The following is a 23,773-nucleotide window of genomic DNA, read 5'->3' on the forward strand; positions in this document are numbered from 1 at the left end:
CTAGGTGTCTGGGTTATATTTTTATTGTACATGGGGCTAATCTAACAGATAAGGCTGTCGATAGCCGAACAATCCATCTCTTAACATGTCGCGCCCTGAACTATCACCGCCAATCCCTTTAAACAAGAATTGAATGGCGATACCTGAATCAAACTCGTCTGTGCTTTGTAGCCCGTCATCATCAAAACGACTGGTTAATTGACGCTGAGCGACGATGCGCAGTGCCCAACAACAGGATTCGTATTGCAAACCTGTGTAGCTTTCGATGGTGCGATGACGCTCTATATCACGATACCAACGGCCTACCCAATACCAATCGCGAGTAATAGGCCAACTGGCGGTTAACCCCAATTGACTAATTTGTTCGCCAGACAAATCACGCACAAATCTATGATTAAACTGCACCATTTTGTCTCTGGCTAGTCGATATTCAAGGCCAATACTACTGCGCTCAACTTTGTCAGTTTCGGTGGATACTTGCACTTCGCTGTGGGCTAACCACTTACTGCCGATGCGCCAGTCCAACTCGGCGGCTAAGGCTGAACGGTCGTCTTCTTTACTTGCTGCTGTGACCTTGTTGTCTTCAAGATAGAAAATCTGACCCAAGCTAAGTTTAAATTGTTCCCTATTATCTTTATCAATTATGCGCGATGTGACACCAAGGGTCACTTGATTTTGGTCGCTGATACGATCTAACCCAGTAAATTCCTGCCCTCGGAACAATCCACCGAAATCGTTAAACAGGCGAGTTGTGTCATATAAACCGATATCTGATTGGTCCTGGTAACTGGTGTACAAATACTGAGCTCTTGGCTCTAATGTTTGAGTTACGTCTGAGCCGAACCAATGAGCTTGCCTTTCAAATACCAAGGCACCGTATAGTTTGGCTTGACCTAAAGTACGTGACACATCACGAGAAAGGTCGGTTCCTTCGATGTCTTCTTGGCGATATACAGTATGCATAACGGATGTTTCGGCGAGGAATTCACCCCAACTGTTTTCAAGTGGCAGGCTTATTGTTGGCGCTATGTGCGCACGTGTCGCCTTAGGGCTTGTGCCGTTGGCATTGTCAAAACGAGCCAATTCCGAGTGAATATCAAACTTAAAGCCAGCGGGTAAGTCGCTTACGTAATCGAGTTTTAGCTCAGGTAAAGCACGGTAGGTATCATCATGATCGCCTAATATTTCAAAATCCCGCAGTTGCAAACTGACATTCAATGCATCTGAGTAATAGTGCAAGCCTAGGGTTCTGAACAAATGGGTATCAGCTGAGTTGTAATAGTCAGAGCCCAAATCAACAATGTAGTTATCATCACTCAAACCGTTGAAGTCGACATTTACTTCCCAATTTTCAGACAAGGCGCCTTTGTGGGTGAGGCGGTAAAAGTAACGGTCTTCATTAGTGCTTGAGTCAGAGTCGTTAGGTAAATATTCAATATCAATCTGACCACTGTTTTGCTCAGTTAAATAACGAAATTCTGTTTTTAACTGTAAACCGCGTTTGGTCATGTACCGAGGCGTAATAGTCGCATCATACTGTTGATCAAGGTTTAAATAGTAAGGTTGCTCGTAAGCAAATCCGGTACTGCTACTGCTGCCTACCTGAGGAAAAAGCAAGCCTGTCTCTCTTGCATCCGTAACAGGGAAAGAATAATAAGGCAGATAGAAAATAGGAATATCTTGCACATAAAACACCGCGTTTCGTGCCACACCGCGTGTTTCATCGGGTTTGACTTTGATGCTGTCAGCTCGAACTAACCAATCTTCTTGGCCTGTAGGGCACGTTGAAAAAGTCACCCCATTTAATTCTAAACCTTGGGTTTGATCCACAACCAAAAGTTCTGCGTCACCCCGCGCATTGAGCGTCGTTAATTCATATTGGGTGTCGGCTATTTCCATGCGATTGTTTTGCGTGTTGAGCAGGACCTTCTGACTGGTAACACTCAGCTCAGGAGTTTGATAGGTAACATCTCCTGTTGCAATGAGCTGCTGGGTCGTACGGTCAATTTGCGCTCGATTCGCAATAATTTGCGAATCTTTATTGGTTATTTCTACTTCTCCCTCAAATTCTGCGAAATTATCTTGCTGAATTGAGGTCATATTAGATATAACTTGAATTTGTCCGTTAGGCAGACGCTTCTCTACCACGAAAGTATTTGCAGGTGCTGGACACGTTTCTTGAGCTGTCGCACTAAGCGAGCATAAAGAGAAACAGAGCACGTGAAGAGGTTGCTTGATTTTCATACGGTAGGGTAAAAAGGCAGCCTGATAATGGTTAAAGTCACGGGAGTTAAGCTCCAATTTTAAGGGTTTCGCGCAGATTTACTAGTAAACTTGCAAAAAAAGAGATATTTCGCCATTCTTCGCTGTCAAATTTTACCCCAACATGAGGTCCTAAGTGAGCCCATTGGCACAAAGACAAGCACAATTGATGGATTGGATTAATCATTCCACACCTTTTTTGTGTCAACAATTACACATGGTTTATGGTGATGCCAGCTTTAGGCGTTATTTTCGCTTCACCTTTGATGAGCGCACGATTATCGCAGTGGATGCTCCACCAACATTTGAAGACAGCGAGAAATTTGCGTTAGTCGCAGAGTCTTTTGCTGCTAACGGATTACGCGTGCCCGATATATTGGCCGCAGATCACACGTTAGGCTTTTATTGTCTCAATGATTTTGGTGATGAGCAATTGGCCCATCAACTAAATGACCATAGTTGTCATCAGTTGTACCCAAAGGCCTTAGCACTTTTGCCAAAGGTACAGCAATGTACAGCTACATCTCAAGCAACTTTACCTGCCTATGACCACAAACTATTTACGCGCGAGTTTGAAATATTCACTCAATGGTTATTAGATGTGCATTTGGGTTATCGTTTGACGCCTGAGCAGCATGCGATGCTGAATGATACATTCAACGTATTAGCAGACAACTTCTTTGAGCAACCCAAGGTCGGTGTGCATCGCGATTTTCACTCCCGTAATCTAATGATGCTGCAAAATGATGAAATTGGCGTCATTGATTTTCAAGACGCGGTGATTGGCCCGATTACCTACGATGCTGTGTCTTTGCTGCGTGACTGCTATCGACGCTGGCCCGATGAATGGGTCAGTGACTGGTTAGCTGCATTTCAGCAACAGTTTTACCCGCAATACCCACTTGCTAAATTCACTCGTTGGTTTGACTTAACAGGCATGCAACGGCATATCAAAGCCAGTGGTATATTTGCTCGTTTGCATCACAGAGATGGCAAAAGTGACTATTTAGATGATATTCCGCGAACTTTGGGGTATCTGGTGGATATAGGTAAGCAATATTCTGAGCTTGAGGCGTTCGCACGATTTGTTGAACAAGAAATTCTACCCAGTGTGTTGGCATTAGCAGATTCAGCGAAAGGTAAGGTGGTGTCACTTGCAGGCAGTAAGCGCTAGTCAATTGGGTCGCTATAAGAGATGAACAAGCAGATTAATACAGCAATGATTTTGGCGGCGGGGCGCGGCGAGCGCATGCGTCCGCTGACAGATACCACCCCAAAGCCCTTGCTAGAAGTACACGGCAAACCCTTGATCGAATACCATATTGAACGTTTAGCGACAGCCGGTATTAAACGCATCGTGATAAACCACGCATGGCTTGGCGAGCAAATTGTTCAGCGCATCGGTAATGGCTCGCGATTTAATGTGGATATAGTGTATTCCCCAGAGGAAACAGCGCTAGAAACCGCTGGGGGGATAAAACAAGCACTCCCGCAGTTGTGTGAACACACTGCCAGCGATGCGTTTTTAGTGGTTAATGGCGACGTATTTACTGACTTTTGTTTTGCAAATCTGCTCGAAAACCTGATAGATCATGGTAAAGGTTTAACAAAAGAGTTGCCGCTGGCCCACTTGATATTAGTGCCAAACCCCCCACACAACCCTGAAGGCGATTTTTACTTGCACGGTAACCGTGTGTGCAAAAGTCAATACAAAGATGTAAGCGCTGAACAAAGAGCACCACACAAATATACGTTTAGTGGGATAGGTGTGTACCGCAAAGCGTTGTTCGATGGCCTATCGCAAGCCAGTCAACGTTTGGCGCCTGTGCTGGTAGACGCGATGGCAAAAAATCAAGTTAGCGGAAGCTTGCACCAAGGTGTATGGGTTGATATCGGTACGCCTGAGCGCTTAACGCAATTGAATGCACAGCGTTGAAATACAGCGCATTAAGAATGTGCGAGCAAATTAATTTATAAACAGGGTAAATAATGATTGGCAAGATTTTAGGTACCATTTTTGGTTTTATGTTCGGGCGCATCCCCGGCGCTATTTTAGGTTTTATCGTCGGGCATATGTTCGACAAAGGCTATAGCCAAGACTTTAACCAAATGGGCGGTTTCAGCGGTTTTTTTACTAGCCAAGATGATTTTAAAAAGCAGGCAATATTTTTTCATGCCTTGTTCTCGGTCATGGGGCATATCGCGAAAGCGGACGGCAAAGTCAGCGACATAGAAATCAAAATGGCTAGCTCGCTAATGGATCAGATGGGGCTTGAAGGCGACACGCGCAAAGAAGCTCAACAGGCGTTTCGTGATGGCAAAGAAGCTGATTTCGCCTTAAAAGATATTATTTTAGAGCTAAAAGAATCCTGCCATGGGCGCAGAGATATTTTGCAGGTCTTTTTAGAAATTCTAATTCAAGCGGCATATGTTGATGGAAGATTAGATAAAGCCGAACAAAAAGTGCTTGAAACCGCAGCGCTGCACTTAGGGTTCAAGCAAAATGAATTACTTTACTTATTGTCTGTGTATGAAGCCGAAATACGTTTCCGCCAGCGTGGGGGCCAAAGAAGCGGTCAGTCTTCTCATCGCGCCCATCAAGGTAGTCAATCTACTTACTCTACCCAGCAGTCATTAAATGACGCCTACCAAATTCTTGGCGTGAGTGAGTCAGATGATGATAAGGCTGTGAAAAAAGCGTATCGCAAGCTGATGAGTGAAAACCACCCCGATAAATTAGTGTCAAAAGGGTTACCTAAACAGGCGCTAGAAATCGCTAAAAATAAGGCCCAAGATATTCAAGCTGCCTATGAAATGATTAAAGAAAAACGTGGCATGCGTTGAGCAATGTGGCATGCATTGAGCAAGTTAGGCAATATACTTAATTAGGTTTCTGAGCTTGTCTGAGAGGCCGCTCTTATTCAAGTTCTTTGCCATTCGATGGGCCTGACTCGTTACAATCGCCCAAGTGAGTAAGCCGATTTAATCCGAAACGAATCATCTCCTGTGTTCGCTACTACCCATTTCGACAGTCAACCAAATCTTTCTTTTCACCAGTACTTTTGTCTCTAGCTAGCAGTGGTTTTTGAAAGACTTCTTCGGGATAGGCAAATGTAACAAATGTAAAAGTACTAGGCTTTTAGTTAAAACTTAATGAGAATGCTTCTTATTTGAAATAATCATAATCAATAGGGAGCTTTTCTTGAAAACACGCGTGATGATCGGTGCAATGTGCACATTAGCCAGCGCAAGTGCACTAACAAGCACATTGGCATATGCAGATACGACTGAAGTTGAAACTACGGCAGCAGTAGAGAAAATATCGGTTGTGGGCGCAGCTACCAACCTCAGTATTACCGCTGAAGACATTGAGCAATATCAAGCGAGCGATCTTGCGGATATATTCCGCTATTCACCATCCATTAGTGTTGGGGGCTCAGTGGGGGTCGCACAAAAAATCTATATTCGCGGCTTAGAAGATGCATTTTTAAATGTCACGGTAGACGGTGCTCAGCAAACTTCGACGCTGTTCCATCACATAGGCCGGGTGACTATCGATCCTGATTTGCTACAACAAATAGATGTGCAAGCGGGGGCGGGGGAAGCCACAAGCGGGCCGGGCGCTATAGGCGGCTCCATCCGTTTTAAAACAAAAGATGCACAAGACATGCTAAAACCCGAAGAGCAGTTCGGTGGTCGTGTAAAAGCCAACTATTTTTCAAACGATGCGACTCGTTATAGTGGTAGCCTTTACGGCAAACTAAGCGATTCTTGGGGTGTGCTTGGCTATTACAGCACGATCGACCGCGACAACATGGAAGATGGCAACGGCGATGAAATATACGGCACTGCAGCCGACCAAGACATGGCATTTTTAAAGGTCAGTGGTGATATCTCAGAAAATCAATTCCTGTCGCTCAGTGTTGAGCAACGTGACGAAAAAGGTGCGTTCTCAGCGCGTCCTAACTGGGCGGTACAAGAAGGTGACGCGCTTTACGCAAGTGAGGCCGAGCGTGATACCTATGTGGCGAATTACCGCTTTGCTTACAGTGCCTTAGTTAATATTGAAGCAACAGCCTATCAAACTGACTCTTCTTTTCGCGGTGGTCGCTTTGATTGGCTAGCTGAAATCGATACCTACGGCTTTGATCTGCGTAATACCAGTGAAACAGGGCTGCATAAATTCGTCTATGGTGTTGACTATCGTAACGATGAAGTGACTAGCGGGCCGGCTCAAGGTGCTGTTGAAAACGCGGAAGAAGGCAGCGTACTCGGTATTTATGTGCAAGGTTACAGTGATATTACGCCACAGCTATTGCTAAGTTACGGTGTTCGCTATGATGACTATGACTTTCAGCAAAACATCTTGGTAGATGAATACTATGGCGAACCGGTAACGGACGTCGCAGCGTCAATTGATGACTCAGAGCTTAGTTTTAATGTAGGTCTAGCATATGAACTCAGCCAACACTGGACACTCGGACTAGGCTTTGCACAGGCAGCGAGAGGCAAGCAAATTGGTGATGGGTTTACCATTGACGGTTATTTGTATGATGGCTCAGATATACCCGTTGTGGCCGAGGATTTGGTGCCTGAGACCGTTGAAAATATCGAAGCGTCAATTGAATACAGTGCCAACAATCTAAACGCCAAACTAAGCGTTTACCGCTCTTCGTTGGATGATGTTATTTTCGAAGGGTATGAAGGCAATGCGGTGTTTAATAATATCGGCACACTCGATACAAGTGGCATTGAGTTTGACGTCGCTTATCGTTGGAACGAAGTAGATTTATTTCTTGGCTTCTCCAGTGCTGATACTGAGCTAAAGCCTAGAGACGACTTGTACAATGTCAGTTATTCATCAATTGATATTAACGGTTATGAATTTGTCGGCTTAGGCAACAGCCGAGGCGATACTTGGGTTGCAGGCGCCGACTACGACATCTCCCCTGATGTGAGTGTTGGGCTGAGTTTGGCAAAAGTGGATTCAATCGACATTGACACCCTACATCAAGCCGTAGATTTAGCTTGGACAGATTCCTTGTATCGACTCAACAAGCCAAGTTATACCACTGTTGATATTTACGCAAAATGGCATGTGACAAATAATCTAATGCTCAATTTAGCGGTGAGCAATTTATTTGATAAGTTGTATATCGACCACTCAAGCGTTGGCGACTATAGCGAGGTATTTGCTACGGTAATTGGCCCTTATGAAGCCGGAAGAGACATCAGGTTATCTGTGTCGTACGACTTTTAGCGCCTCGACATTTTAGGATATGAGCGTTAACACAATCAAAAGGTGGGTCTTTTGGGCCCACTTAGTCACAGGGCTGGTGGCTGGTATGTTTGTCTTTTGCATGGCATTTACGGGAGTGTTACTGACTTATGAGAGACAAATTGTCGAACTGAGTGAGATGCACTATCGCGTTGCCCCAGAAGACTCAGCTAGGCGGCTAACAACCGATGAAGTCGTAAATGTATTGCAACAACTTCATCCTGACGAACCGCATATTTATATTCGATGGGTGAATAAGGAGGGCGCGGCAATCCCCGTATGGGCGGGTAAAAATAACTATTTACTGCATCCCTATACTGGCAAAGTGCTAAGGGTTGGTGAAGGTACTGTTACTGATTTTTTTCACCAAGTGACTGATTTACATCGCTATCTTTTGCTAACAGGAGATTCTCGGGCGATTGGTAAAAATATCACTGCGTACGCGAATTTGGTGTTTATCTTTCTGTTGCTCAGTGGTCTGTATTTATGGCTACCGAAACGCTTTAATCGCTCGGCATTTAAACACGCTTTTTGGCTACCCAAACGATACCAAAACACTCAGCATCGTCACCGGCAATGGCATCTAGTCTTTGGTATTTGGTGCTTGCCAGCACTATTTGTTATTGCATTAACCGCCACACTCTTTCATTTCACATGGGCCAATGAAGCACTATATGGCGCGTTTGGTGAAACGGTGCCCCAGCGTGAGCAACATGAGGAAGTCACCCGTTTAGACGCTGATGTCATACCCTATGAGGTGTTGTTTCAACGTGCAGTTCATCATGCCAAGCATAATCAGTTTACCGATTGGTATTCCATGTGGTTAGAGATAGGAGAGGAGCTCAACGAGGCACGTTTCTATATCGATAAAAGTATTGGGCATAGGCAAGAGTTGGCTTATTCGTTGTATTTTGATACCCGCAGTGGAGACATAAGCAAAGTGCTGCGAAAATCAGACTGGTCTCGAGGTGGTCAAGCGTGGGGCACAGCGCGCTTTTTACACACAGGCGAATATTTCGGCGTCATCGGTCAGACCATTGCAGGCCTGGTGTCTTTAATAGCCTGTATTTTAGTTTACACAGGTATGTTACTGGCTTGGCGGCGATTGATCATTGCACCTAAACAAAGAAAGCAAATGTCCGAATGAAAACAGGGCTGCAGAATATTCGCGCTTTAGCATATTATCGCCCGAGCCGAATAACCATTTCTAGGCCTAATAACGCGCCGTCGCTAGCAAAATAATTTTGCGCGCTCATATTCCCTCCGATTGCTGCGATTTGTCGCTGGGCCAAAGCGAGCCCTAAGCCGAATCCACTTGGCGGGGCGGATTGCGTTAACGCCTTATCTGAAACTCGTGCTTTGTCGACACGGAAAAAGGGCTTAAATATATCTGACAACATATCTTGAGGAACGCCCGGCCCCTGATCCCTAACGGTTAAGGTGTAACACTTATCACTTTGGGTTAGCGACACATTTACTTCACGCGTCGCTGGAGTGTAGCGCAGGGCGTTGCGTACGATGTTTTCAAAAGCTTGACCTAATGCGGTTTGGCTACTTTTGGTTATATCAGCATTTGCCGGTAAGTCTGTTGTTAACATGCAATTAGGGTATTCAAAGCGCGCATCTTCACAAATAACCTCGAGTAATTCGACTAAGTCAAAGTCGTCTGTGTTCAGGCGAGGCGATTCATTATTTAGCCACGCGAGTGTAAGTGTATCTTCTACTAAATTGCGCATGGTAGAGGCTTCATAACGCAGACGTTCAAGGGCTTGCTTGGGGTTGATATTTTGCTCAACAAAATCCACAGCCATGTCTATTCGAGTTAGCGGGGTGCGCAACTCATGGGATAAATCAGCGAGCAGTTGTCTTTGATTATAAATAAGCATGCTAATACGCTGTGCCATGTGGTCGAACGTTTCAGCAAGACGGGTGAGCTCGTCGTTTCTGTGTGGTAGATATGGCGCCACTCTAACATCCAGCTTTCCTTCGCTGAACGCTTTTGTCGCGTTTTCTAGTTTTCTAAGAGGTGCCATTACATGTTGATAAAGCACAAAACTTAAAATACAAAGCAATATTAACGGCAGAGCAATTTGTAAAAATAGTTTTGCATAAAGCAAAAATGCCCCGGGACGCATTCGTTGCGGTAGCTGAATAAGGAAATGACTTGATGCATCAGAAAAGGGGATTTCCATGGTCGGGTTTTCTTCAAAATAAAGGTGTATTTTCCACTCAACACTTCTTCCGAGTTGAAACCGTTCAAGATAGTTTTCTGGTAGGCTGGTATCAGCGAAAGGTGTGATCTTTGAGCGCACGACCGCGGCCCACGTATTTTCTTTTTGCTGAAGTGCTTTTAACCAAACCACCAGTGCTGCTTCGCCGTCTTGACGTAAAATGGTTTCAGCTTGCCGCCCATAATTTAGTAACTGCTGCTGGTGCTGGGCGTCAATAAAACTCATGCTGGTTTCAGTGTGGTTTGTTAACCAGCTTAACGCCCAAAATAACAGAACAGTTCCCAACGCGATAAACGCACAAAGTCGCCAAAAAAGCGTGTTTTTCATGAAAATTGATAGCCTTTTCCGTGCATAGTCAATAGGCGCTCAGGGGGCATTCCGGCCTCGACCAATTTTTTGCGTACCCGACTAACATGCATATCCAAGCTTCGGTCGTAGCGGCTAAATGCTCTGTCTAGCACCGTTTGATACAAAAATGCTTTGCTCATGATGTCGCTTCTGTTTTCGACCAGCACCCAAAGTAACCTAAATTGAAGGGGGGTGAGTTCAACCAAGCAATCAGCAAAGAAAACCTGTTGTTTAGCCCGATTGAGTAACAGGCGATCTGCACTAAGAGTTGAGGTGTGTGTGTCGCTTTGTAACGTATGCAGACTGCGTCGCAGTAAAGCCTCGACCCGTAGCATCATTTCAGTGAAATTAAATGGTTTGGGTAGGTAATCATCGGCGCCTTTGCGGTAGCCTTCAATACGTTCTTGTTCAGCACCACAGGCGGTGATCATCATAACCGGCGTCTGCTTCACACTGCGTATTTTGTTCAGTATTGAGAAGCCATTAAGCGTCGGTAGAAGTACGTCTAATAAAATCAAATCGAAACGTTTTTGCAGGGCACACTGTAACCCGCTTTGTCCGTCCCGACATTGCTCTGTGTTGAAACCTCTCTCTTCGAGCAATCTGGCGACTTGTGCACCTAATACGATATCGTCTTCAATGATTAATATACGCGCAGACATGGAGATTTAGCAGTGATGATAGGTTTTTAGATGTTATTGATAATCATTCCTGTTTTCAAGTTTAATCTCCGATATCGTGCATCTTACTAGCTTAAAACTCATCCGGCTTTTACCAAGCTAGTGGCAATAAGAGCTTGATGTGAAGCTTGTTGTAGTAAACCTTGGCTACATTTCAACTTGTTGCTCTTTGAAATTCAGACGCTTAACTCGTCACAAGATCGTCATAATTTTACACTCAAATTGTAACGCGAAGCCGTCACATTGTTGCGGTCAATTTAACTAGAGACCACACACAAATGAAAACAACCGCTAAAACACACTTAGCATTATGCGTAGCAATGGCGATAGGCAGCCAATCATTTATTAGCTCTGCAAATGCACAGGAAACTCCCAACGACGCCGCAATCGAAGAGATCACGGTCGTGGGTAAAAGCGTTTCTTACGCTAACAACCAAACTTCTGATGAGATGGCAAAACAACAGAGCTCGTTGACCAGTGCGTTGGCCGTTATCGATAATTTGCCAGGTGTTTTGATCAACGAAGGTGATACGTTTGGCTCCGATGATTGGTCAACCACAGTATCCATTCGTGGCTTTCAGTTAAGCCTAGATGAGCAGCAAATCGGCATCACTATTGACGGCATTGCTAACGGTAACTCTAACTATGGTGGCGGTGCTAAAGCCAATCGCTACATCGACACCGAAAACTTGGCCAACGTTGAGGTATCGCAAGGAACGGGTGATATCGCGTCGCGCTCAAACGAAGCGCTAGGCGGCACGCTTAACTTCACCACAGTTGATCCAGGTGTAGAAGAGTCCATGCTAATCAGTATCTCTGGTGGCAGCTTTGATGCACAAAAATATTTCCTACGTTATGAAACCGGTGAAATTGCTAAAGATACCTATGCATGGGTCAGTGTTTCTAGCAGTGAAAATACAGACTGGATCACGCAAACCGCAGAAAATGAACATGATCACTTAGCTGGTAAATTTATTAGCATGATCAACAACGTTGAAATTGAAGGCTATTTTTCGTGGGATGATGTTCACGAAGCAAATTATCAGCGTATTAGCTTAGCGCAGTTTGAGCAGAATCCAGATAGTGATCGCTTAAACGGTGAGTGGACTGGTATCCCTTATGTTGATCAAGTTCACCGTCAAGGTTGGGCGACATTACGTGAAAACCTTTTCGCTTATTTAAAAGCTGATTACGCGACTGATAATTTTGAAATCTCCGGTAATGTTTACTATCACGATAACGAAGGGCGTGGTGATTGGGTGCCCCCTTACGTGGTTGATGTAAAGGCAGACGGCGACGGTGTTGCACACTCTGAACTGGTATCTGGTAATACAGTGTATGGTGGCAGCGCATTAGGCCAACTTTATTATGTGGATAGCAGCGGTTTCGCTTTGAGCCCAACTGACGGTTGCACAAGCTCTATCACCGCGCCATACGGCGGCGCTGGCCCTGAATACGATCCAACATGTTACGCCCAAGGCGCTGTGCCAGTTGGCTCATATCGTCATACCCATTATCAAAAAGAACGCTTTGGCTTTGATGCTGATTTTGCTTGGTATACCCAAATAAATGATATGGATAACACGCTACGCGGTGGTATTTGGTACGAAGATTATAACCGTGAAGAATCACGTGATTGGCATAAAATCATTGATTCACGCTCAGGTGTTGAATTCGACCACACGCCTTACTGGGTGCAATACTCGCGTGAATTCCCTGTGGAAACAATGATGCTTTACGCAGAAGACGAGCTAGACATGGGCTGGGCTAGCGTTCGCCTAGGCGTGAAGCGCTTCTACGTAGACTTAGAGCGTCAAGATAATTTCGACCAAAGCAATACAGCGGAAATGAATTCAGACTCTGATACCTTGTTCTCAGGTGGTGTTGTGGTTCAAATGCCAATTGATGGCTTAGAAGCGTTTGCTGGATATGCAGAAAACTTCGCTGCGATTAAAGACACCGTACTTGAACGTGACGCGTCTACGTTAACTCAAGTTGAGCCAGAAACTGCGGAAAACGTTGATGTAGGTTTGCGCTATGTGTCACGTGATTTTAATGCAAGTTTGACTTACTACAATATCAAGTTTGATAACCGTTTGACTTTCATTGCTCCCGACTCACCTGATGGCATCGATTTCTTAATCGGCACTAACGGCAGTTACGTTAACGTTGGGGGCATTGAATCATCAGGTTTTGAAGCGTCTTTGTCATTCAACGTGACAGATTCGTTGGCATTGTATGGGTCATTTACCTACAACGATTCAGAATACACTGACGGCTCAATTGATTTCCCTGAAGGCAATACTGTGTTTGGTTCACCTGAAAATATGGCGGTTGTGTCAGCTGACTGGACCCGAGGTAATTACTTCATAGGTGCATCAACCAAATGGGTAGACGACCGCTTTATTGATGCGGCAAACACCCAAGTGGCTGAAGCGTATTTAGTCACTGACTTTTACGCTGGGGTTAGCTTAGATGCGCCAGTTCAAGGTATTGAAGCAGTTGATTTACGTTTTACCGTAAATAATATGTTTGATGAGAGTTACTTGGGCGGCATTGCGGGACAATCTGCATGGATTGGCGCACCGCGCACTGCGGCGTTTAACGTTCAAGCGCGCTTCTAAGACGAACGCGTTTCAAGCATGATAGGCGAGCTTTGGCTCGCCTTTTTTGCTTTCAACAACGCTCCCTTTGCGGTGGCAGACATTATTCCTCTTCTGTATACGAGGCTCATATGAAGCAAATAAAACCAATGACATTCGTGAAACGGCTGGCTATTTTGTGCCAAATCTTGTGTATCGTGTTAGTCGCATCGCCCGTGAGTGCAGCAGATAATTTGCTTATCATCAGTATTGATGGCTTACGCTGGCAAGAAGTATTTCGGGGGTATCACGCTACTTTGTTGGCGCAACCGCAATTTGCTGGACAGCAAGATGAAATAGCAGCTGCGTTTGACGGCAAGAGCCCTAATGCTAAGCGTGAAAAACTAATGCCTTTTCTTTGGGGGCAGGTGGTGAAAGAAGGTGTGCTAATAGGAAATCGAGATAAGCAGTCTGCGATGGATGTTAGCAATAGCTGGTGGTTCTCTTACCCTGGTTATAACGAATTACTCACAGGCAAGGCTGACGCTAAGATAGATTCGAATAAACCTGTGGCGAACCCTAATATTAGTATTTTAGAGTGGTTGAACAACCAAGAAAGCTTCAAAAATAAGGTAGCTGCTTTTGGCAGTTGGGATGTATTCCCAGCTATTTTGAATAAGCAGCGCAGTCAATTGCCAATTAATGCGGGTTTTATGTCAGCCGATTGGAACAATTTATCGGCTAAAGCGACGTGGTTAAATGCGCTGCAAAAAGACATTCCTAGCCCTTGGCACAATGTACGTCTGGATGCGTTTACGGTGGGGTTTACTCAGGAGTATGTGAAAGCCAAACAACCAAACGTGATTTATCTGGCACTCGGTGAAACAGACGATTTCGCCCATGATGGAGATTATCCAGCGTATTTGCGCTCGGCCCATCAAAGTGACGTGTTTATTGCGCGTTTATGGCACATGCTACAAAGCATGCCGCACTATAAGAACAATACCAATTTGCTGATAACAGTTGATCACGGGCGAGGTAACAGCAATGAAACTTGGCAGCATCACGCGAGTCCTAAAGCGACCCAAGGTTATTTGCGTAATCTAGCCAAGCATAAGAATGGCATTGAAGGTTCGAACCAAGTGTGGGCCGCTGCGATGGGCCCTGATGTGAAAACCTATGGTGAGATAGGTGACGGCCATACATATCAGTTGAATCAAATTGCGGCGACTGCTCTAAAATTACTGAAGCAAAAGCCCCAAGACTATGCCAAGGAAAATGGTCAGCCTATTGGTAAAGCACTGCCTATTTTTAATCAGTGAGGTCGCTGATGATACTAGGGCAGGTTGATCTTTACGGCAAAAATGTTCAGCAAAGGTCAACACGTTCTAGGCTAAAAACCAGTCGTACAACATTCTGCCGGGGGTAAAGGTAAAGCCGCCGGCAATCAGTATTGCTCCAACATAAAGCAGGAGCATACTGCGTTTATGCTTCGCAATATTCCCTTTTCGAACGGCGAAATAGGCACTCGGTACGGCGTATAGTACTAGCAGGCTAAACAGGTGTACGTATCCAAAATGACCAATAAGCACGGGGCCGACTTGCGCTGCCATGAATAACGTGAGCAAAGCGGTGACAAGCATTAGGCTCATATATACCTTGCCGAGCATACGATGCGTTGGTGTCCCTTTTCGATTGGCCAATAAGTACGTGCCAATTAGAAAGGCAGGCAAAACCGTGGCGAGGTGAAAATAGGCAAGTTGTAAATATGTCATGATGTTCCTGTTCCTTGGATAATGGCTGTGCTTTCTAGGGCATTCGAAGCAGAAGCTGAATCATAATCACATTTATTTGAGAATATAAGCTCACATACAAAAAAGCCCACCGTTTATGTAAAACAGCGGGCTAACGTTCAAATAGCGAAATGTTGGAATTTAAACTGCCTCGAAGGCTTGGGCTAAATCTGCTTGAATGTCATCGATGTGCTCTATGCCAATACACAAGCGCAACATTTCTGGGCTTACACCTGCACTTTTTAGTTCTTCCTCATTTAATTGGCGATGAGTGGTTGAAGCCGGATGACACGCTAAGGTTTTGGTGTCACCAATATTAACCAAGCGCTTGATTAATTTAAGGGCATCGTAGAATTTCACCCCAGCATCAAAACCGCCTTTAATACCGAATGTCATCAAAGACGATGGGCGGCCGTTGAAGTATTTTTGCGCCATTGGATAATACTTGTCGCCTTCAAGCCCAGCGTAGCTAACCCACTCAACTTTTGGGTGAGCTTTTAGATATTCAGCGACAGATTTCGCGTTGTCGCAATGGCGCTCCATGCGCAAAGGCAGTGTTTCCATGCCTTGCATTAGCATAAAAGCATTCATTGGGGAGAGCGCCGCGCCTGTGTTACGAAGTGGTACCGTGCGGGCGCGCGCTACAAATGCCGCGGCACCAAATTCACGGGTATACACAACGCCATGATAGGCAGCCTCTGGCTCATTGAGCATAGGAAAGCGCTCTTTGTGCTCAGCCCAAGGAAACTTGCCTGAATCGACAATGATCCCACCTAAAGAATTACCATGACCGCCCATGTATTTAGTCAAAGAATGTACGACTATATCAGCGCCATATTCAATGGGGTTAAGCAGTGCAGGGGTCGCAACTGTGTTATCCACCATCAAGGGAACGCCATGTTCATGTGCCATAGTGGCTATGGGTTCAATGTCGACTATGTTGCCCGCTGGGTTACCTATGGTTTCACAAAATACTGCTTTAGTTTTGTCATCCATTAGCTTGGCCAGATCTTCGGCTTTGTCTGATTCAGCAAAGCGTACTTCAATGCCCTGCTTAGGTAATAAGTGAGCAAACAAGGTGTACGTGCCGCCGTATAACTGCGGAGTTGCAACTATATTATCGCCAGCTTCGGCTATGGTTAAAATTGCGTAGTTAATTGCTGCGCTACCTGCAGAAACCACTAAGGCTGCTACACCACCTTCAAGAGCTGCTACACGCTTTTCAAGCACGTCCCATGTGGGGTTCATAATACGCGTGTAAATATTGCCCGGTACCGCTAAGTCAAATAGGTCAGCACCATGTTGGGCGTTATCAAATTCGTAAGCGACAGTTTGATAAATGGGGACTGCACAGGCTTTGGTTGTCGGGTCGGTCTCGTATCCTTCATGGATACAGATGGTTTCCTTTTTCATGGTTTGCTCCTTATCGTGAGTCAGTTTGAAGGGCTGAAAGTAGCTAGGATTTACAGTACCAAAGGTCTGCCTGAAAACTAGCCTTTTATCAGAATTTTATGCTCTAAACTAGATACTTAATAGCGTGTTAACAAAAATGCAACCAAGTGGGATGAGCCAATGAGTTCTGTTTGGCAGGTTAAAACTGAGATATAACATTCAGCCCAGCCCAGGATAAGTGACGCGGCGTGCCTGCTTGGCGGGCAATAAAGCTGCGGCCAATCGTGCGTTCTGCGATTAGCTGTATGCTTAATCGTGGCGTTAGCTGCAGTAACTCCCAAAGTTGAATGATTGTGCTCCGCGTGGCTATTGGATGCATAACCATAATCAAATGCGGTTTTCACAAAGGGAGCAACACTGACGTGGGGTGAATAATTAAACGAAGAGCGCAGGCCGTACTCGACAAAGTAGCCATTGGCTTGCGTGCTGTAAATTATGTCAAGGGTAGGGATGAGTTAGTTCTATGTGTTTCGTAATAAATAGGGAAACGCATTCTAAAAGCGATTTATCAACGACTTATTGAAACGTTAGTTGATTAGCTTTTTACTCAGCGATATTGCAAAGTGCTGGTGAATACAACAATAATGACAGTTAATGATGGGGGTTAAATCTATACTTTAGCCTAGTTTTATTTTTCTCATTTAATTCAGTCGCTTAAATTGCTTATTTAGGCACGTGAAAACTTCTAGTCAAGGTTGAGCACGAACAGCGAATATCAGGAATCAATCGGTTAGCAACCTAGTGTCAGTATTAACGAGGTAAAAATTGAAATATTTAATCGGTGTCATTTGGCTGATGAGTATCAGTCAGGCGTTCGCATTTACGAAGGAATTCACCGAGGCTGAGTTGCAGGAAATGGTGAGTGCCATTATGCCTATCACGCGAAGTAAATTCTTTGTCACTATGACGTTGTCTGAACCGCGACTTGATTTACTCGAGTCCAGTAATGAAATTGGCTTAGGGGCGAATATTAAAGCCAGTGCGTTAGGGTCTTATGGCGGCAGTGGTAGTGGGTATTTAACGGGAAGTTTGTCTTACAATCAGGAGCAAGGCGCGCTGTATTTTGTTAACGCTAAACTGTTGGAGTTGAACCTAAATAATGTATCTGCTGAGCAACAAGAGGATATCAAAAAGCTACTCCAGCCGGTGGTGGGGACTATTTTAGGCTCTCGGCCGATTTATGTATTAGATGATAGCGACCTTAAGCAGAAGTTAGCCAAGGCGTCGTTAGAGTCGTTAGAAGTGAGAGACGGTAAGTTAATTATCACTTTGAGTGCTTTTTAACGCACAGCGAGTGATATGCAGCGCGTTCATCATTCGATGACATGCAAAATTACATATATCCCTAGCCACAGCTTTAGCTGCCACCTGCTAAAATCTATTGGAGAATCATTAATGTCATTCGCGTTTTTACCTGTTTTTAAATTATCTAAGCAAAGCCTGTGCTCTTTTACTGCGCTCACATTTGCTTTGGGGTTATGCGCTCCTGCATCTGCGCAAGCTCCGACTCACCAGCGCGCTGGTCTACAACCAGAATCAACTGAGTCTCATTGGGGAATAGGGATCGGCGCCATAAGCCAACAGTTGGGCATAAAAGATATCGACAGAAACACCAATGTCATTCCGTTTATCAGCTATGAGAATCGCTATGTCCGTTGGTTTGGCCCGAACCTAGACGTTAAGTTACCTAACCTGCAAATAAACCAAGAGCAGCGCATCGCCTTTACGCTATCTGCTGGCTATGATTTTAGCGGATATGATGATGACGATATTGAGGATACGCCAATCCTACAAGGCATGGACGAACGTGACGGTGGCTTTGTTATCGGTGCCACAGCACAGTGGCAAAACCCAATTGTGAATGTGAGCGCTAAATGGACTGGGGATATTTCAGGCGACCGCGACGGTAACACTTTCAGCTTAGGGTTTGATAAAAGATGGATGCTCGGCCAGCAAGTGATGTTATCTCCGAGAATTGTTGCCACTTGGCTAGATGAAAGCTACGTGGATTACCAGTACGGTGTTCGTGCCAACGAAGCGACAGCAGAGCGGCAAGCGTATAGTGGCGATTCAACGATAAACATTGAAATGGGCCTACGCACGGCATACTTGTTTAACAGACAAAGTTCGATTTTCATCGATGCCAGTATTATCAGTCTTGGTGATGAAATTAAAGACAGCCCGCTAGTGGATAGCTCCACTGAAAATAGGTTGATGTTCGCTTATTTGTATAAGTTCTGAAGCACTGAGTTTGATAGTTCGAATACTGTAAGCGCTTAGCGTATTTAGTTGTGTGGTGCTTAAGCATCGCTAAGAAGGTTAGAGGGATATCCGAATAAACCGTTGCAGCTTGCGCGTTATTAACATGGGGCCTTTACTGAGCGAACTGTTAGATATTGTATTTTTTGGCTGCCTAGGATGCCATGTATTATTGAATCGAAAAGGGTGATTCTGGCTCGGGGATAGGCTTAACCTTTTGTTAGATAATCGGCTGCGGGTAAGTTGCGCGCTTTCACCTTGCAAAAGTGCCGGGCGCGAGCCGTCCCCAGTGAGTCAAGGTGGGTAAACTGAGACTTTAGCATCTGAGGCTCAATAGCGTTCGGGTAGGCGAGCCCACCATTTTCGGCCGTTGCTTCTCAACTGATTTCAGACCCGCTTTTCTATCCCACGATTTTTAAAAAACACCTACTTGTTGCCTATAACGATGCACTTACAGTTATCACAAAAGTATGTGGCTTATCACTATTTATTAACAATGCAAGGTACGCTCTTTTGTTTGAAAAATAGTCTGTTTAGACTGATGTTGTTCATTACAAAACAGGCTGCTACCTACTATGAAAGCGTTATTTATCGTTCCTATTTCTGTACTTTTAATGTCCGGCTGCGCGTCGGCCGTAAAGCGCCATGAACTGGCTGCCGAGCATATAAATAAAGCGGTAAATTGCGAGGAAGCACATGGGCATATCGCCTCCCTTGAGTCCCATAAAACCACCATTCGTGAAAAATTAGTCAATGGCGTGGCGTCGGTGCTGCCAACCTCTATTTTGCTAAATGTGATTTTAGGGGAGTTCACTAGCCGCGCAGCCATTGCTACCGGTGCATTTGACTCAAAAGTCGATAGTAAAATAAGTGACATTCAGAGTGACTGCATGCTGAAGGAAAATGATAGAAAGGTGATGCTGGTGAAGCAATAAAAGTGACGCTGGAAAAGTAATAAGAGTGATGCTGGTGAAGCAATGAAAGTGACGCTGGAAAAGTAATGAGAGTGGTGCTGGAAAAGTAATGACAGCGATGTTGGAAAAGCAATGAAAGGTGATGCAGGAGAATCAATAATCCAGAGATAACCCTTTGCTTGAACAGAGTAAGTGTTTCAACCGAGACTGTTACAATATGCTAAGACGCGCTCCGCTTATTTTATCAAATTTATAAAGACATCCATGTTTAATATTGCTTAAAACGCTTTAACCAACAGCACTGTTGTTCATTGGTAAGAATTCCCCTAGATACTAAATAACTGCACTTTTGAGCTGAACAACTGAAGATATTCGATAAAAATTGAACGTTGAGAAAGGAATTTATGTGGATTGATGAAGTATAGGCAAGCGCCCGCGTCACAAGCTGTGCATTAAGTGTATTTGTTGAGATTAGTTTAAGTTTAAGCGCGTTTCAGTAGCTCTTTTGCGTTGCCCATCCCTCGTATTCGTTGATGATGAGTGTGACGCTTAAAGGCATTCATCATTTGTTCTGCGCCTGCTGCGTAGCAGAAGTGTTTTTCAAACTCAGTGGTTAAGCTTAACCACTGAGCGCTATCTAACCCTAGTCTTTCTAGAATAGGGCTTTGAGAGTTATCGATATAACCTGACTTATCATCACGAATACAGCGACCGGTGGTATCGATAAGCTCACAGTAGTCTTTAAGGGAGTAAGCTATTCCTTTGGGCATATTTTCCCTTGAGCTTCCCGCAAAGGGCATTAGCGTGCTTGGTTGAGCGTGGTGATGTTTAGCGGCGTGAATGCGCTTTTTGATACTGGTGTGTTTTGCTGTTTCAGGTGTTTTGGCTATTTTCGCTCTAATTGGGTTTAAATCCACATAGGCCATACAAGCCAGCACGGCACTTTCGTCTAATAGGGCTTGAGATTTAAATCGCCCTTCCCAAAACCTACCGGTGCAGTCATCTTCTTGATTGGCTTGACGGGCAATATATTCATTCAAGTCACGCATAAACCAGCTAATGTCGTACAAGCGTTTTCTGTAAATTTCAACGGTATCATCAAGGGTGATTAACTCCCCTTGGGTTAAGGTATCGCCGTTTATAAATTTTTGAGTGAGTAACGTACCTTTATGAAGTATGTGATAACGCTTTAGTACCGATTCGGTATCCCAGTTATCAGCCAGGGTTTTATCCACACAAAGCACCACATGGGTATGATTGCTCATCACTGCATAAGCGCATATGTCGATAGCAAACACGGTCGATAAAAACAACAAACGCTTCTCTACCCAACCACGACGATGCTCATAGCTTTGCCCTGTCAGCGTGTTAGTACCACATAAGAAAGACTGGCGTACACAACGGGAAACACAGTGGTAATAAGGCGTATCGACTAAGCTGATTTGGCTTTTTCGTGACTGAGGCATAACAGTCGACTCAATAAAGTGGAACACGTATCAAGTGTAGTTTAGGGATGAAAATTAACCATTTTTAACATGGGTGTCACTGTACTGTTATTTATACTAGTTTTGTTGTTGGAATTTACAGTAGGATAAAGCGGACAATAAAAATAAAAGGCAAACGGTATGAAAAAATCACTTACTTGGGCAAATTCTTTAGATTGGTTTTTTGCGCTGTTGGCTTTATTAGCGGGTTTAGCGGTTTTAGAAACATTTGTTATAGGCAAGCACTATATTATTCCCACCATATTATTGGTAATCACAGTGCTGTTTGGGAATATGGCGTGGTATGGGTTAACTCAGAGCCAGTGGGCCAAGCGTGTGAATTTTTGGTGTGGCTTTTTGCTTACGTCTCATGGTTTTTTTGCGTTGTTTTGGTCAAAGAAATACCGTGAAATATTAGGCGAACAGTTTTTGCTGGTATGTGGAGTGATTACTTTAACGTTTCTCGTTTTGACCTGTATGTATGCCAAACGTAATAGATTGTTTGCTAAAGATTAAGCCCCTTTAAGGTTAACTTTCTCTGCTTTTGCCACGACAAACACTTTAGCTTCTTCAGATAAGGCTCTGGCGGACAAGTAATTTTTTCCGCCTTTGTGGTAAAGCAACCAGCCGTTTTCAGTTGATTCAATTTGCTTAATTTCAACCCAAGGCAATGTGCTTTTTACGTGAATCGACTCGCTACTGATCCCCTCTTCATCAACCGTTAATTTCAGTTCTGTGTTTGCTGCCTTACTGATTAGTTGTCGGCCCAACCACCAGGCTTTTTTATAACGCACACTGAAAGCCTCAAGGCCCCCCAAGGCGACAACAAACCAAGCCACAAACGGATCTATCTCGGTAAACATCAGCAACATTAACCCCGCTAAACCCAGTGCCATTGCTATCGTATAGGCTTTTATCGGCGTAGCTGGTGGAGCAGAGGCATCGTAGGTTTCTACGAAGTGGCTTTTGTCTAACACATAGGTTGTCGAGTAACTAAACGGCGTGGTCATTAGCTTTGGCATTTAAACGAAAAAAGCAGTGTATCGATATGTGTCTCACCTTGAAAGTGGTTTTTAAAAGGGGGCGAACGGTGTTGGTTTAGGATTAAACATTGCTGGTTTATACCGGATTTATCATGGGTGTCTCCATATTATCCTTGTTGTTTATATCGGATTTAACTTGGGTGTCTTCGTATTGTTATGAGTTATATTAGCTAATGCTTGTAAGCAGCACGTCCAAATGCTTATACAGCTAACACGTGCCTTCGCTGATATCTAGCTTAGCCACTAACAATTTAATAGGCTCTTTAGAGGTAAGGGAGCTGAACTAAGTTGAGTGGAACGGAACTTAGCTGAACTAAATTTGGCCTTAGGGGTTATTCATCTTCTGGAACCTCGACCACTTCTTTTATGTCGGCAAGCTCTTGTTTTAGGGTATCGATGCGTTTTTCCATAGCAGTACGCTGGTCTTTATCTGCATCTTGCATTTGCTCTTCTAAGGTTTTGATTTGTGCTAGAAGTTCTACCTTATCACTGGCCTGCTGCTGGGCTTGCTCAGCTTTATCAAACACCACATCTTCGGCAGTGGAGTCACTTTTTACTTGGTTAAATGCCGGTGAGTGGGCGATTTTCCGCTGCACATCAGGGCCAGCGTGTTGGCTAACAAAGGTCGGAGACATAATTTCGATGTCGTTGTCGTGCAAACAATCAAGTACATGTCTGTGCAGGTTTGAGCGAGCGGTTAATATGTTTTTCACCTCAACTAATAGTCCACTGACTTTGTAATTGACTGAAAAGTCACCGAGCTGAGTAACGTGTACAAAGGGTTCTTCAAGCCCCGTTTTTTCGGCAGCTTGAAGCAGCAACTCATCAATTTTACTGTGATGTAAGTCGTAGCCTAACGATAATTCGGCACTGATGATGGTGCCGGAACGGCGAATAACACTGACGGGTTTATTGAGCAGTAAACTATTGGGCACTGATATCAATTCACGGGTCTGGGTTTGAATTTCGCAGTCAAATAAACCAAGCTCAGTTACGCGGCCAAAAATCGTGTCGAAACTAATAAAATCGCCGGTGCGAAAGGGTTGCGTAAAGCGCATCATGGCGCCGGCTAATAAGTTACCAAACAAAGTAGTGGACGAAAACGCCAAAATACCTGATAGCAATAAGCCGATTAAACTGAGAATTTGTACTTCCGTGTTTTCAGTCAAAGGTAAGGTAATCACCACTGTGACCAATCCCACTAACATCAACATTAATACGCCAAGTTGTCGGGCGAATATGTTTTCGTTGCCAGTGTGCTTAAGCTTATTGAGCAATAACGATTGCGCTAACCAAGTTAAGAAGCCAAAGACCAGTAAGGTGATGATGACAGGCAGCCAATCGCTGATAAAGTTGTCGCTTAAAGGCATAGATGTTCCCTTGCTGTTTGCTCATAGGAAAGAGGCATAAACTCTCACATATCTTATTGTTATACCTTGATATTACA

General features: G+C 44.4%; 19 protein-coding genes. 11 read left to right on the plus strand and 8 right to left on the minus strand.

The genetic code is table 11. The features are described 5' to 3' along the window. Positions 1–36: 36 nt before the first annotated feature. Positions 37–2,301 carry an LPS-assembly protein LptD gene (locus GCHA_RS11205; protein ID WP_007988219.1) on the minus strand — a complete coding sequence of 755 codons (2,265 nt, stop codon included), beginning with the start codon at positions 2,299–2,301 and terminating at the stop codon, positions 37–39. Positions 2,302–2,398: 97 nt separating this feature from the next. Between GCHA_RS11205 and GCHA_RS11210 the strand changes: the two genes are divergently transcribed. The 5 genes from GCHA_RS11210 to GCHA_RS11230 all read left to right on the plus strand — a co-directional run bounded on the left by GCHA_RS11210 (position 2,399) and on the right by GCHA_RS11230 (position 8,687). Further along, a complete protein-coding gene (locus tag GCHA_RS11210) occupies positions 2,399–3,436 on the plus strand; it encodes an aminoglycoside phosphotransferase family protein (protein ID WP_013753024.1) in 1,038 nt (345 codons plus the stop codon). 45 nt (positions 3,437–3,481) lie between these two features. Beyond that, on the plus strand, positions 3,482–4,198 hold the full coding sequence (gene murU, locus GCHA_RS11215; protein WP_007988222.1) for an N-acetylmuramate alpha-1-phosphate uridylyltransferase MurU: 717 nt from the start codon (positions 3,482–3,484) through the stop codon (positions 4,196–4,198). Positions 4,199–4,251: 53 nt separating this feature from the next. Continuing rightward, positions 4,252–5,106: a co-chaperone DjlA gene (gene djlA, locus GCHA_RS11220; RefSeq protein WP_007988223.1), complete on the plus strand. Its 855-nt coding sequence runs from the start codon at positions 4,252–4,254 to the stop codon at positions 5,104–5,106. 358 nt (positions 5,107–5,464) lie between these two features. Continuing rightward, a complete protein-coding gene (locus GCHA_RS11225) occupies positions 5,465–7,522 on the plus strand; it encodes a TonB-dependent receptor (RefSeq protein WP_007988224.1) in 2,058 nt (685 codons plus the stop codon). A 19-nt stretch (positions 7,523–7,541) separates the two neighbouring features. Beyond that, the gene (locus GCHA_RS11230) at positions 7,542–8,687 is read left to right on the plus strand and encodes a PepSY-associated TM helix domain-containing protein (RefSeq protein ID WP_039992360.1); all 1,146 of its coding nucleotides are present in this window, start codon (positions 7,542–7,544) and stop codon (positions 8,685–8,687) included. Between the two features lie 34 nt (positions 8,688–8,721). Here GCHA_RS11230 and GCHA_RS11235 read toward each other — a convergent pair whose 3' ends face one another. Both GCHA_RS11235 and GCHA_RS11240 read right to left on the minus strand, forming a co-directional pair. Further along, on the minus strand, positions 8,722–10,098 hold the full coding sequence (locus GCHA_RS11235; RefSeq protein ID WP_007988226.1) for a sensor histidine kinase: 1,377 nt from the start codon (positions 10,096–10,098) through the stop codon (positions 8,722–8,724). Beyond that, the gene (locus GCHA_RS11240) at positions 10,095–10,781 is read right to left on the minus strand and encodes a response regulator transcription factor (RefSeq protein ID WP_007988227.1); all 687 of its coding nucleotides are present in this window, start codon (positions 10,779–10,781) and stop codon (positions 10,095–10,097) included. The genes GCHA_RS11235 and GCHA_RS11240 overlap by 4 nt, the downstream gene beginning before the upstream one ends. Before the next feature lie 296 nt (positions 10,782–11,077). Here GCHA_RS11240 and GCHA_RS11245 point away from each other — a divergent pair, with 296 nt between their 5' ends. Both GCHA_RS11245 and GCHA_RS11250 read left to right on the plus strand, forming a co-directional pair. After that, complete coding sequence (locus GCHA_RS11245; protein ID WP_007988228.1) at positions 11,078–13,423, plus strand: TonB-dependent receptor domain-containing protein; 2,346 nt, start codon at positions 11,078–11,080, stop codon at positions 13,421–13,423. Between the two features lie 110 nt (positions 13,424–13,533). After that, on the plus strand, positions 13,534–14,703 hold the full coding sequence (locus GCHA_RS11250) for an alkaline phosphatase family protein (RefSeq protein WP_007988230.1): 1,170 nt from the start codon (positions 13,534–13,536) through the stop codon (positions 14,701–14,703). Positions 14,704–14,769: 66 nt separating this feature from the next. Here the strand turns inward: GCHA_RS11250 and GCHA_RS11255 are convergent, their stop codons facing one another. Both GCHA_RS11255 and GCHA_RS11260 read right to left on the minus strand, forming a co-directional pair. Then, the gene (locus GCHA_RS11255) at positions 14,770–15,156 is read right to left on the minus strand and encodes a DUF2306 domain-containing protein (protein WP_007988232.1); all 387 of its coding nucleotides are present in this window, start codon (positions 15,154–15,156) and stop codon (positions 14,770–14,772) included. 159 nt (positions 15,157–15,315) lie between these two features. Further along, positions 15,316–16,587 (minus strand): O-acetylhomoserine aminocarboxypropyltransferase/cysteine synthase family protein, encoded by a 1,272-nt coding sequence (locus GCHA_RS11260; protein ID WP_007988236.1) that lies wholly within the window; start codon positions 16,585–16,587, stop codon positions 15,316–15,318. 804 nt (positions 16,588–17,391) lie between these two features. Between GCHA_RS11260 and GCHA_RS11270 the strand changes: the two genes are divergently transcribed. From GCHA_RS11270 to GCHA_RS11280, 3 genes are all read left to right on the plus strand, one after another. Continuing rightward, positions 17,392–17,910, plus strand: coding sequence for a DUF1439 domain-containing protein (locus tag GCHA_RS11270; protein ID WP_007988240.1), 519 nt, complete (start codon positions 17,392–17,394; stop codon positions 17,908–17,910). Between the two features lie 111 nt (positions 17,911–18,021). Continuing rightward, on the plus strand, positions 18,022–18,867 hold the full coding sequence (locus tag GCHA_RS11275; RefSeq protein WP_007988242.1) for a MipA/OmpV family protein: 846 nt from the start codon (positions 18,022–18,024) through the stop codon (positions 18,865–18,867). Between the two features lie 593 nt (positions 18,868–19,460). Next, positions 19,461–19,820, plus strand: a complete 360-nt coding sequence (locus GCHA_RS11280) for a hypothetical protein (RefSeq protein WP_007988244.1) — start codon at positions 19,461–19,463, stop codon at positions 19,818–19,820. A 461-nt stretch (positions 19,821–20,281) separates the two neighbouring features. Here GCHA_RS11280 and GCHA_RS11285 read toward each other — a convergent pair whose 3' ends face one another. Next, positions 20,282–21,265, minus strand: coding sequence for a hypothetical protein (locus tag GCHA_RS11285; RefSeq protein ID WP_007988246.1), 984 nt, complete (start codon positions 21,263–21,265; stop codon positions 20,282–20,284). Positions 21,266–21,424: 159 nt separating this feature from the next. Here GCHA_RS11285 and GCHA_RS11290 point away from each other — a divergent pair, with 159 nt between their 5' ends. Beyond that, entirely contained in the window at positions 21,425–21,799 is a 375-nt protein-coding gene (locus GCHA_RS11290) for a hypothetical protein (protein WP_007988248.1), read from the plus strand. On the opposite strand, the gene GCHA_RS11295 is transcribed toward GCHA_RS11290, so the two are convergent. Both GCHA_RS11295 and GCHA_RS11300 read right to left on the minus strand, forming a co-directional pair. After that, entirely contained in the window at positions 21,796–22,293 is a 498-nt protein-coding gene (locus GCHA_RS11295; protein WP_007988250.1) for a YcxB family protein, read from the minus strand. The two genes, GCHA_RS11290 and GCHA_RS11295, sit on opposite strands and share 4 nt — an antisense overlap. 365 nt (positions 22,294–22,658) lie before the next feature. Then, positions 22,659–23,696, minus strand: coding sequence for a mechanosensitive ion channel family protein (locus GCHA_RS11300; RefSeq protein ID WP_007988252.1), 1,038 nt, complete (start codon positions 23,694–23,696; stop codon positions 22,659–22,661). Positions 23,697–23,773 lie beyond the last annotated feature (77 nt).

Source organism: Paraglaciecola chathamensis S18K6 (genome assembly GCA_000314955.1).
Lineage (GTDB): Bacteria > Pseudomonadota > Gammaproteobacteria > Enterobacterales > Alteromonadaceae > Paraglaciecola > Paraglaciecola chathamensis.